General features: G+C 49.3%; 7 protein-coding genes. All 7 read left to right on the forward strand.

Annotation, left to right across the window (positions count from 1 at the left end; all coding sequences use genetic code 11):
* Nucleotides 1-14: 14 nt before the first annotated feature.
* A complete protein-coding gene (locus RCO25_RS08555) occupies nt 15-3,407 on the forward strand; it encodes a GH36-type glycosyl hydrolase domain-containing protein (RefSeq protein WP_308995716.1) in 3,393 nt (1,130 codons plus the stop codon).
* A gap of 78 nt (nt 3,408-3,485) precedes the next feature.
* On the forward strand, nt 3,486-4,469 hold the full coding sequence (locus RCO25_RS08560) for a LacI family DNA-binding transcriptional regulator (protein WP_308995717.1): 984 nt from the start codon (nt 3,486-3,488) through the stop codon (nt 4,467-4,469).
* A gap of 400 nt (nt 4,470-4,869) precedes the next feature.
* On the forward strand, nt 4,870-5,892 hold the full coding sequence (locus RCO25_RS08565; RefSeq protein WP_308995718.1) for a LacI family DNA-binding transcriptional regulator: 1,023 nt from the start codon (nt 4,870-4,872) through the stop codon (nt 5,890-5,892).
* Between the two features lie 392 nt (nt 5,893-6,284).
* The gene (locus tag RCO25_RS08570) at nt 6,285-7,685 is read left to right on the forward strand and encodes an ABC transporter substrate-binding protein (RefSeq protein WP_308995719.1); all 1,401 of its coding nucleotides are present in this window, start codon (nt 6,285-6,287) and stop codon (nt 7,683-7,685) included.
* Nucleotides 7,686-7,799: 114 nt separating this feature from the next.
* Nucleotides 7,800-10,724, forward strand: a complete 2,925-nt coding sequence (locus RCO25_RS08575; protein ID WP_308995720.1) for an extracellular solute-binding protein — start codon at nt 7,800-7,802, stop codon at nt 10,722-10,724.
* 12 nt (nt 10,725-10,736) lie between these two features.
* Complete coding sequence (locus RCO25_RS08580) at nt 10,737-11,702, forward strand: carbohydrate ABC transporter permease (RefSeq protein WP_374992080.1); 966 nt, start codon at nt 10,737-10,739, stop codon at nt 11,700-11,702.
* 5 nt (nt 11,703-11,707) lie between these two features.
* A complete protein-coding gene (locus RCO25_RS08585; RefSeq protein ID WP_308995721.1) occupies nt 11,708-12,571 on the forward strand; it encodes a carbohydrate ABC transporter permease in 864 nt (287 codons plus the stop codon).
* Nucleotides 12,572-12,582: the final 11 nt, after the last annotated feature.

Below are 12,582 nucleotides of genomic sequence, written 5' to 3' on the forward strand. Positions count from 1 at the left end.
AGGCAGTGAGAAGCATGAAAGCTCTAATCGATACGCATAAGGCGATGGATTTGGTACAGATAAAAGCGGGAGAGCTAACGTTTGATTTTCTAAGCAGCGGGGATCTCTCGAGAGCCGTTCATCAAGGAACGATGCTTAATCAAGTGGTATCGAATTCTGTTGACGGATCGCTTAACAACATATATTTACGCATGCATAGCGCAGAAGGCATTTCTTACAAGCCGTTGCTTGGCATTCGTTCATCGAGCCGGATGTCGACTGCGGGCGGACGCCTGTTATTTGAGGGGACAGCGTTTGGCGGCATCTCCTACCGCGTTGTATTCACAGCGACAAAGCATGGCATCTGGTTCTGGGATGTAACGGTTGATTCGCATGGAAGAGAAGCGAAGATCGATATCATTTATGGTCAGGATATTGGTCTCGCAGATATCGGCGCGGTACGGACAAACGAGGCTTATATGTCGCAGTATGTCGATCATAAGGCGTTTAAAGACGAGGAACAAGGCTATGTGCTGTGCTTCCGTCAGAATCAGCCGATGCAAGGCGGCGCATTTCCTTATATGCAGCATGGCTCGCTTACGGGTGCGGATGGCTATTCGACGGATGGATTCCAATTCTTCGGCATCAGCTATAAGGAAACGGATGTGCCTGAAGCTCTTGGCAAGCCTAAGCTAGCGAATGAAGTATACCAATACGAATTCGGATATGCGGCGCTGCAATCGGAACTTACCCAGCTTAAGGGGGAAGCGCGCTTCGTATTTTACGGCTTGTTCAAGGCGAATCATCCTTCTGCTGTCGATTCGTTGGCATTCGGCTCGGAAGTTCGGAGCGCTTGGGAAGAGGTTGAACGCACCAAAGAAGCTGATCTTGCAGTTGCTTCTGAGCCTGCAGTTAAAGTTGAGTTCGCAGCATCCATCGGTTCACCGTTACATACGGCATCGATGACTACAGCGGAGATTGACGCCTATTTCCCTCTCCGTCATCAAGAGGAATGGCAGGATGGCAAGCTGCTTTCCTTCTTCACCGACAGCCATGAGCATGTCGTGCTGAAGGAGAAGGAGCTGCTAGTGGAGCGTCCGCATGGTCATATTCTGATGTCCGGCGGCAACGACAAGTTGACTGAGAACGTAATGACTACAACTTCATATATGTATGGTATTTTTAACTCGCAGCTGTTAACAGGAAATACGAACTTCCATAAGATGCTTACAAATGCCCGCAGCGCTCTGAATACGCTCAAGACATCGGGTCAGCGCATCTATGTTGAGCTGGAAGGAACGTACCGCCTGCTCACGATGCCTTCGATGTTCGAGATCGGGTTCAACTATGCCCGTTGGTATTACAAAATGGCAGACGATACGCTTATGATTACGAATTTTACGACAGTCGATACGCCTGAGGTACGTCTCCATTTGCGTTCGGTTAACGGGAAAGCTTATCGCTGCCTCGTTACGAACCAAGTGTCGATGAACAACAATGAATATGAGCTTCCATTCCATATGGAGCAAGCAGATGGCGTGCTTACGTTTAAGGCAAACCATGAATCGATCAGTTCATCCGTCTTCCCTGATCTGCAATACCGGATGACTGTTGACGGAGCGGACATGACAACAGGCGATGAAAGCTTGCTTATCAGCGGCGTTAAGCCTCGGGCAGCTTCATTAGTGGTTCTTTTGCTCGGCGCGAGCGCAGAATGGACGATTACCATGCAAGGACTCTTGCATGGTGAGGATCTGCCGTTCACAGAACGGAAATCGGAGCTGGAAATCGAGCGTTACCGTGAATTTTTCCGGAATGTAATGAACGGCTTCCGCTTATCAGGGGAGGGAACTGCTGAAGCTGCGGCTGAGCTTGACAAAGTGAACGCGTTGGCATGGTGGTACACGCACAATATGCTCGTCCATTATTCCGTTCCGCACGGATTGGAACAATACGGCGGCGCAGCGTGGGGAACGCGTGACGTCTGTCAGGGGCCGACGGAATATTTCATGGCGATGCGCAAATACGAACAGGTTGCGGAAATTCTTAAGACCGTTTATTCGCATCAATATGAGGATGACGGCAATTGGCCGCAATGGTTCATGTTCGACCGGTACTTCCGCATTCAGCAGGAAGAGAGTCATGGCGATATTATTGTCTGGCCGCTTAAGGTGCTGGGCGATTACCTCGCTGCGACGAAGGATTACAGCATTTTGCAGGAACGCGTTCCTTATACGGTACGCCACAAGGGTGAATTTACGACGGAATCGGCAACGCTGCTTGAGCATGCGCTGAAGGAAATTGCTTATATGAAGGATCACTTCCTGCATGACACGCATTTGTCTTCATATGGCGACGGCGATTGGGATGACACACTTCAACCGGCAAATGCGCAGTTGAAGCAATATATGGTCAGCAGCTGGACCGTAGCGCTGACGTATCAGGTTATTGCGCAGTTTGGACGAGTGATGGAGTCCGTAGATGAGGTGCAGGCAGCCGAGCTTACGGAGCTGGCATCCGCGATCAAAGAAGATTTCAACCGGTATATGCTTCAGCAAGATGTTATTCCAGGCTTTGTTTATATGGAGAAGCCGGGCGATGCGAAGCTGATGCTTCACCCTACGGATACGACTACAGGCATTCAATACCGACTGCTCCCAATGACGCGCAGCATGATCAGCGAGCTGCTGACAGAGGAGCAAGCGGCGGAGCATTACCGCATTATTAAAGAGCAGCTGTATTGCCCGGATGGCGTGCGGCTCATGGATCGCCCTGCGCAGTATGCGGGTGGCGTAAGCACGAACTTCAAGCGAGCGGAGCAGGCAGCGAACTTCGGCCGGGAGGTTGGTTTGCAATACGTGCATGCTCATATACGTTATGTAGAGGCAATGGCGAAGCTGGGCAAGACCGATGAAGTGTGGCAAAGCCTACTGATGATTAATCCAGTCGGCCTGCGCGATGTCGTGCCAAATGCAGAGCTGCGCCAAAGCAACTCGTATTTCAGCAGCTCGGATGGTAAATTCAATAACCGTTATGAGGCGCAGGAGCGCTTCGGCGAGCTGCGTGAAGGTACAGTGCCGGTTAAGGGCGGCTGGCGGATTTATTCAAGCGGCCCCGGCATTTATATGAACCAATTGATTTCGAATGCACTCGGCATTCGTCAATCAGAGGGCGAGATGGTCATCGATCCGATTCTGCCTGCCAAGCTTGATGGCATGCAATTCGAATTCATGTGGAACGGCTTGCCGATTACCTTCGTCTATCGCCTCAGCGATGCGAAGCAGATAACAAAAATAACGATTAACGGCAGGGAGATGCCGCTAATACCGTCAGCTAACCGCTATCGTACAGGCGGTATTCAAATTCCAGGCGAGCAATTGAAAGAAAGCCTAGCTGCAGCATCGAACCGGATAGAAATATTTATGTAAGAAGCAGACTGGCGGTATCCAAGAACCGCCAGTCTTTGTGATATAATGATTGAACAATGATAGATAGGAGCGAGTGCTGTGGTTAGTATTAAAGATATCGCTAAACAAGCGAGGGTCTCGATCTCGACCGTATCTTATGCGCTTAACGGCAGCCCCAAGGTGACAGACGAGACGACGGCAAGAATACTTGCTATTGCCAAGGAATTGAATTATGTCCCGAACGCTGCTGCAAGATCGCTCAAGACGAGGGAAACGAAAATTATCGGTGTCTTTCTTACCGACTTCAGCGGCGCGTTCTATGGCGATCTCTTGCAAGGAACAAAGGAGATTTTGACGCAAAAGGGCTACGACCTTATTGTATGCAGCGGCAAGCAGTCCCATCGGATGTTGCCTGAGCGCATGATCGACGGAGCCATTGTATTGGACGAGACATTCGGCAGCGAAGAGCTGATGAGCTATGCAAATCGCGGGCATAAGCTCGTTGTGCTGGATCGAGAGCTTTCGCATCCGAATATCAATCAGGTTCTGCTCGACAACAAAGCGGGAGCTATGCTGGCAGCGGAATATCTTATCGAGCAAGGGCACCGAACGCTTTACGTCGTAACGGGACCTAACGGCTCGTATGATTCGAAGCAGCGGCTGCAAGCAGTCACGCAAGCGGTAGAGCGGACAGCTGGCGTTAAGCTTACCATCATCGAAGGCGACTTCAATAAGTCGGCGGGGGAGCGGGCAGCCGCGAGAATAATGGCGGAAAGCAGCGGCAGTTCAGTCTCCACAGCAGTGTTTTGCTTTAATGATGAGATGGCGATCGGCATGTTTAATTATTTGGCGGGGAACCATCCGAACATTCGGATCGGGGAACAAATTCATATCGTTGGCTTCGATAACATGGAGCTGGCTTCGTATACGCAGCCGCGCCTATCTACGATTGATTATTCGAAGCGCAAATGGGGCGCGCTTGCTGCCGAGCAGCTGATCAAGCTTATAAACGGCGATTCGGTGGAGAATGAACGGATATATGTTACGCTGATCAAAGGAAATTCAGTCAAAGCGGCTAAGTAAAACAAAAAAGCAGTAAATGAACGAAGAGACTCTCTATCCTTAAGATAGGGAATCTCTATTTTTGTTTATATATAAGAATTTATAAGTTTTCACATTATAAATGTGCTTATATATCTCCGCGAAACGATAGCTTTTGCCACTGAGGACGGCGACAGCCGTTTACGCTTGATTCGCTTAGAGCTATTTTCAATGTCCGAGTTTCGCTTTTCTATCCGTTGCTATCCGTGCTTATGAATCTCGAAGATGGTAACCGTTGACAATGTTTACAAAGTAGTTCTATACTTTAAGTTCCATTTATGAAACCCATTTCATAAATGGAAGATGGGTGCAATGCATTACATAACATGTCTGATTTTGCTATAATAATCCGAGACATGAAAGTAGGAAGGAAGCGTTTAGCTTGAGACAGGTCACCATATATGACATTGCCAAGGAGGCAAATGTATCGATTTCGACTGTTTCCCGGGTATTGAACGATACCGCTCCGGTAAAAGGTTCTACCCGTGCCAAGATTGAAGAGCTTATTCAAAAATACAATTTTCAGCCTAATGCAATGGCCAGAGGCCTTCTTAAAAATGAAACCGGAATTATTGGCGTAATCGTACCCGATCTGACCAATCCCTTTTTCCCTGAAGTGCTCGCCGGAGTCGAGCATGAGGCAATGCAGTCGGGACATACCTTCCTGCTTAGCAACACGATCGGCGATTATGCTAAGGAATCGGAATATCTCAGCATCATGCGGGAGAAACGTGTAGACGGTATTATTTTTATGGGAGGCAGGATCAATTTAAAGCACTGCGAGGAACATCTGGCACAGGAGCTCGTACAGTGCGCTAGCGTCATCCCGACCGTGCTGGTAAACGGAGGGTTGCGGGGCACCGACTTGATTAGGGTTGCTACGGACGAGTCGGCGGGCACCGCTCTAGCGGTCCAGCATTTAATCGACCTGGGGCATACGGAAATCGGCTTTATTGGCGGAGAAATCCATATGACGACGACTTCCAACAAACTGCGTGTATTTCGAAAGACGCTGAAAGATAAGGGACAGAAGATACGGGAAGAATGGCTGCTCCCGGACAGCTTCTCTATCGATTCGGGCAAAAATCAAATGCTTAAGCTGCTTGCCATGAAGGAGAGGCCAACTGCCGTGTTCTGCGTCAACGATTATACGGCGATCGGAGCGATTAAGGCTGCGACGGAGGCCGGACTGACCATTCCGGATGATATGTCCGTCGTCGGGTTTGACGATATTCCGCTGGCGCATCATTTTATCCCCGAGCTGACTACGGTTTCCCAGCAGGCGCACGAGCTTGGGAAGACGGCCGTTAAAGTTCTTAAAGCGATGATGAACAAAGAAAAAGTCAAAAAGCTTACCTCGCTCGAGCCTCAGCTTATCATTCGACAAAGTTCACGGAGAAAATAATGCCTCACTGGCGATAAAAAATAAAGAGCTTCCTTCAAGAGCAGCAATCAGATTTATCTGGTTTGCTGCTCTTTTTTATTTATGGGTTTGCTAAAGCCAAGGTTGTTGTAATTATCATTCGCAAGGCATTGTTGGAAAAATAAAACTTTATTATTGACCAAAGATTGGAACCGGGATATACTGAAAGGGCTTTCATGAAACCCATTGCATAAAATTAGAGGTATCAGAAAAGTCTGTTTCCCGCAATCAAATTTTTCCTGAATTCTTATATAATGGCAACCGCCACTATATACAATTTTATTTAGGGAGGGGAGAGTCGATTTTTATTTAACTAAACTGCCTGTCTTGCTTCTATTTGTTTAATCATTCATTAAAGGGGAGTGTGCTAAACAATGAAACAGTTGAAAAAGATGAAACCAATGTTGATTATTTTTTTAATAGCTGTGTTGACGATTATATCTGCATGCAGTGGCAACAACGGAGGAAATACACCTGCCACCGAGGCACCTGCCACCGAGGCACCAGCTGCAACGGAAGCTCCGACCGAGGAACCTGAACCGCCTGCCGCTGATTTGGGAGGCAGAGAAATTCGCATTTCGCATTGGTGGGATGCAACCCCTGTCGGAGATTCGGAAGCGGACGAACTGGCCCGCGAAAGAATCAAAAAGGTGGAAGAAAAATATAACGTCAAAATTAAGTATTTGAATACGGAATACTGGTCGACTTCGGAGAAGCTTTCTTCCTCTGTCATGGCTAACGATCCTTTCGCAGAAATCGTCCGCATACCCGACGGATTCATTTGGGGACTTATGCACGGAGGATTCCTAACGCCATTGGATGATGCCCTCAATAATACGCGCATTGCGCCGGACGTAGTCGAAGCGATGCGTTTTGGCGGCGAGAATGTATTCGGATTGGAGAGCTGGTTCAACGCGAACGACTCCGGTATGTATTACAATAAACGGATTTTCAAGGAAGCTGGCTTGAAAGATCCGCAACAGCTGATGGATGAGGACAACTGGAATTGGACGACAATGCTTGATGCTGCGAAGAAACTGACCGTTGACAATAACGGTGACGGAAAAGTTGACCAATACGGTCTTGCCGGCGCGCATTATATTTTCTCGGAGCAGCTGATTACCAGCAACGGCGGCCTTATCTACGATGAAGCGAGCAAAAAAGCAAGCTTTGATTCTCCTGCCGCAATGGATGGGCTTAATTTCTTGTACGAGCTGTATAACACACATAAGGTCGTGAAGGCGAACGAAGGAAACGACTGGGAGGATCCGGCGAAATATTTCGCGGAAGGCAACATTGCTATGTATCCGGGCGGACTATGGGAAATCGAGGGACGCCTTCAAGACAAGATGAAGGATGAATGGGGATACGTTTACTTCCCTAAAGCACCTAATGCGTCATCCTATACAGATCCGCTTGGACAAACCGCTGCCTATGTCATTCCAAAGGGTGTCAAGGACGCGGAAGCCATTGTGAAGATCTGGGAAGAATTGCAAGATTTCGACAACTGGGAAGCAAACCGCAAGCTGTGGCTTGAAAATGTGCTGCCGGATGAAACTTCCATCGCTAATGCTATGAATGAAGCTGGCAAGGTACAGCGGGTGATCGGCGGACGATTCGGAGGTCTCGGCGTTAAGGATCAGCTTGACTCTGTGACAGGTAAGTTTGTTAAAGGCGAAATTACTCCTTCGACGGGCGTCGCTCAAGTTATCGGACCAGCGCAAGCTGCTGCTGAAAAAGTGCTGAGCGGTGAGATAGAAGAGAAGAAAGAGTAGATATTCGGAAAGAATTATAGGTGAACAAGCAGACTGCCCGGTTTTCCGATTATGGAAGACTGGGCGGTTGCTGACAAAACAAGATTCCGCTAGTTTGCTAAAGGGGGGGATGAGGTGAAAATCGCCTTTTCCAGAATGACCGTCGCTTGGCTGATTGTCATCGCTATGCTGATCTCGATATTGGTTTTCCCTGCATATCAGTCCGACGCATCCGGTACTAAAGCCGCGACAAATATAGAAGCCGATTCAAAGAGCGGCCAGAACTCCTTGACGAACGTATCAGAGAACAGCTACGAGCATTATTTGCAGCAGTACGAAGATGAAGAACGGCCAAATGAGGAGATCGTGATTCGAGGGGCGGACTTTACAAGCGCTAATGAAATGAACCCCGAAATCGGAGGCGAGCTGGGTGGAATATCGGGCGACTTCGTCAAGACGGCGGAGAGCGGTTCGATCGGGTGGGAACTTGAGGTACCGACACCCGGTTTATATCATATCGCCATTAACTATTTTCCGATCGAAGGCAAAAGCTCTGCAATCGAAAGGGAGCTGTTGATCGACGGAGAGCTTCCGTTCACCAGCGCCAGAAACCTGATTTTTAACCGTGTATGGAAAAACGAAAGCGATCAAATCATGCAAGATAATCGGGGCAACGAGCTGCGGCCGCGCCAGGTCGAATCGCCTATGTGGCAGGAGACGCTGCTTAGAGATACAGAGGGATATTTCGAAGAACCGTATCTCTTCTATTTCACAGCTGGCAAGCACACGTTGACACTGGTGTCTTCCAGAGAGCCGATGGCAATCGACTATATCAAATTGTATCGCTACGATGGGCCTGATGCTTACGAAGAGGTGAAGGCAGACTACGCATCTAAGGGTTATAACGAGACCAGCGGGCACCTGATCAAAGTGCAGGGTGAGAACGCCGCTTACAAGTCATCGCCGACTTTATATCCCATTCCCGACCGTTCGAGTCCGTCTACAGAGCCTTATGACGTATCGAAGATCAGAATGAACACAATCGGTGGCAACAACTGGCGGGTGCCGGGCCAATGGATCGGATGGGAAATTGAAGCACCGGAGGACGGATTATACCGCATTGCCATTAAGAACAGGCAAGAATTGCTAAGGGGCATTTATTCTACACGCTCGCTATGGATTGACGGGAAAATCCCGTTTCAGGAAATGACGCAAATTCCGTTTTATTACGACTCGGATTGGCAGATGAATGTGCTCGGCAGCGAGGAAGAGCCTTATTTATTCTATTTGACTAAAGGGAAGCATGAGCTGAAGCTTGAGATCAGTCTGGGCGCGATCGCACCTCTGATACGCCAAGTAGAAGCAAGTCTGCTCGAAATTAATGCCATGTATCGAAAAATCTTGATGATTACCGGTAACGTGCCAGATCCATACCGTGATTATCAATTAGATAAACAAATTCCCGACATGGTAGAAGTGTTCCAGAAACAAAGCGACATTTTGTATGCCGTGTCGGAAGAGCTAGTACGCCTGACGGGCGAAAAAAGCGACAAAACCGCCGTGTTGAACAAAACGGCTTATCAGCTGGCAGATTTGGCAAAAAAACCGGAGTCGGTTCAGAAGCGATTGGCTCAATTCAAAATCAATGTAGGCAGCGTAGGCGCCTGGATTCTCCAGGTCAGAGAGCAGCCGCTCGAAATCGATTACTTAGTCCTTGCATCGTCTGACGTAAAGCTGCCTAAAGCGAATGCTTCCTTTGGCAAAAAAACCGTTCACGAGGTATCATCCTTCTTCCATTCCTTCATTGAAGATTACGATACGATCGGAAACACGGCTGACGATAAGCAGTCCATAACGGTATGGGTAGGAACGGGGCGCGATCAGGCGCAAGTGCTGAAAGCGATGATTGACGATACGTTTACGCCGCTTACCGGAATTGGCGTAAATCTTAAGCTTGTCAATCAGGATGTGCTGCTTCGCGCGTCGCTCGCGGGTGAAGGCCCCGATGTGGCCATGCAGGTCGGAAACGATGTGCCGGTCAATTTCGGTATGCGGAATGCAGCGGAGGATTTGACGAAATTCCCGGACTACGAGGCGGTCGTGAAGCAATTCAGAGATAGCGCGACTGTTCCTTACAAGTTTGAGAATCAAGTATTTGGTCTGCCAGAGCAGCAAATCTTCAATATGCTCTTTTACCGGAAGGACATTCTGGAGGAGCTGAATTTGGACCCGCCGCAAACTTGGGAGGATGTATATGCGATGATTCCGGTTCTGCAGAAGAACCACATGGATTTCGCTCTTCCGATTGCCCAGGCGACGGGTGTCCCCGTGCTGGAAGCGAACCGTGCTTATGCGATGCTGTTATACCAGATGAATGGATCGTTCTACTTGAAAAACGGGGCCAAGAGCGGTCTGGATACCGAGACTGGTCTAGGCGCATTCAAGAAATGGACCGATTTTTATACCAGCTACAAGCTACCGTTGATCTTTGATTTTCCGATGCGGTTCCGGACGGGTGAAATGCCGGTGGGCATTCAGGATTATACCTTCTACAACTATTTGACCGTTTCAGCGCCGGAAATCAAAGGGTTATGGGAGTTCGTTCCGGTTCCGGGAATGGTGCAGCCGGACGGCACAATTCGCCGGGACGTAGCCAGCAGCGGAACAGCCGCCATCATGCTCAAGCAGGCCAAGGACAAGGATGCGGCCTGGGAGTTCATGAAATGGTGGGTAAGCAAGGATGCGCAGGTACGCTTCGGCAGAGAGATGGAAGGGCTGATGGGCGCCGCGGCGCGTTATCCGACGGCCAATATCGAAGCGCTCAAAGAGCTGCCTTGGCCGGCGCGCGACTATCTCAATCTCGAAGAGCAATGGCAATGGGTTCAGGGTGTGCCAGAGGTGCCGGGCGGTTATTTCACGGGAAGGCATCTCGACAACGCGCTTCGCGAGGTTATCAACAACGGCACGAACACGGCCGACGCCTTGTATGACTATGTACAGGAGATCGACTATGAGATAGCGGAAAAACGTAACGAGTTCAATTTGGACGGAAAGGACTAGGGAGGGACTCTTTTGCAAAAAACGAAAATCGCGGCCGAGATTATGATACAGCCGAAGGGCCGCTCTGCCGGCTTGCAAGGGAAATGGGAGTTGTTCATCAAGGACGTGAAGCGGGATCGGCATTTATACGTCCTGCTGGCTCCATATGTGTTGTTGTTCCTGTTATTTACCGTGCTCCCGGTTGTCATATCCATTTTCTTCAGTTTTACGCATTTCAATATGTTGGAGGCTCCGCGCTGGATTGGCTGGGAGAACTATTCCAAGCTGTTGTGGAACGATGACGTATTCCTGATCGGGCTTAAAAATACGATGATCTTTGCCGTTATTACCGGACCTGTCAGCTATATCGCCTGTTTCGTCTTTGCCTGGCTCATCAATGAGCTTAATCCGAAGGTCAGGGCATTCATGACGCTCGTGTTTTTCGCGCCATCGATATCGGGCAACGTTTTCTTTATATGGCAATTTATTTTTTCCGGCGATTCGTACGGTATCATGAACGGATTCCTGATGAAGATCGGGATCATTTACGAGCCGATCCTATGGCTGCAGAATCCAAAATACATGCTCACGATCATCATTGTCGTTCAATTGTGGCTGAGTCTGGGCACCAGCTTTCTAGCTTTCATTGCCGGCTTGCAGACGGTTGACCGCACGCTGTACGAGGCGGGAGCGGTGGACGGAGTCAAAAACCGCTGGCAGGAGCTTTGGTTTATAACCCTTCCTTCGATGCGGCCTCAACTAATGTTCGGCGCCGTCATCCAGATCACGTCCTCCCTTGCGGTAGCGGACGTCGCAATGGCTCTAGCGGGCTTTCCGAGCGTGCAGTACGGAGCTCATACGGTCGTTACGCACTTAGTGGATTACGGCACGATTCGGTTCGAAATGGGTTATGCGTCGGCCATTGCAACCGTGCTGTTTATTCTGATGCTGGGCACGAATCTGGTCGTTCAAAAGTTGCTGAAGAGGGTGGGGGAATAGGCGAGATGAAGCTGGCCATACGTCTCAATAAAAAAGTGAACCGCTCTTGGCAGGTGGATATCATGCTGCTTCTTTTGCTGGGCGTGTTCGGTGCCTTTATGGCAGTACCGTTGATTTATGTCATTAATAATGCGTTTAAACCGCTGGATGAGCTGTTCATATTCCCGCCTACGCTGTTCGTTAGGAATGCGACGTTCGAAAACTTCGCGGATTTGTTTCAAGTTATGAAAAACTCCTGGGTGCCATTTTCCAGATATATTTTCAATACGTTTTTTATTACGGCGGCAGGAACCGCAGGTCATATTCTACTAGCCTCGGCGGCGGCTTACCCGCTGGCCAAGCACAAATTTCGCGGTCATAAAGTATTGTTCACGGTCATTGTCCTTTCGCTAATGTTTTCTCCGCATGTGACGGCCATTCCGAACTATATGATCATGTCTGTCTTGGGATGGATTGATTCGTATCAGGCTGTAATCGTTCCGGCGTTCGCTTTTCCGCTCGGCCTGTATTTGATGAAGCAATTCATGGAGCAAATACCGGACGCGCTGCTGGAAGCCGCGAAGATTGACGGCGCCAGCGAATACCGCATTTTCTGGCAGGTCGTCATGCCGCTCGTCAAGCCTGCCTGGTTGACGCTGCTGATCCTGATGATGCAAATGCTGTGGGGAACGGATGGAGGAAGCTTTATCTACAGCGAGCAGCTTAAGACGATGCATTACGCCATGGGGCAAATCGTTCAGGGCGGTATAGCCCGCGCAGGGGTGGGAGCCGCAGTTGCGGTTATTATGATGACGGTGCCGATCGTAACTTTTGTTTTGTCTCAAAGCAATGTGATTCAAACGATGGCTTCGTCCGGCATGAAGGACTAAAGCGATGGAGG

The organism is Paenibacillus sp. LHD-38 (assembly GCF_031157315.1).
Taxonomy (GTDB): Bacteria; Bacillota; Bacilli; order Paenibacillales; family Paenibacillaceae; genus Pristimantibacillus.

Coding starts and splice junctions, on each gene's coding strand:
- RCO25_RS08570 (WP_308995719.1), top strand. CDS start 6,285: ATGAAACAGTTGAAAAAGATGAAACCAATGTTGATTATTTTTTTAATA.
- RCO25_RS08585 (WP_308995721.1), top strand. CDS start 11,708: ATGAAGCTGGCCATACGTCTCAATAAAAAAGTGAACCGCTCTTGGCAG.
- RCO25_RS08555 (WP_308995716.1), top strand. CDS start 15: ATGAAAGCTCTAATCGATACGCATAAGGCGATGGATTTGGTACAGATA.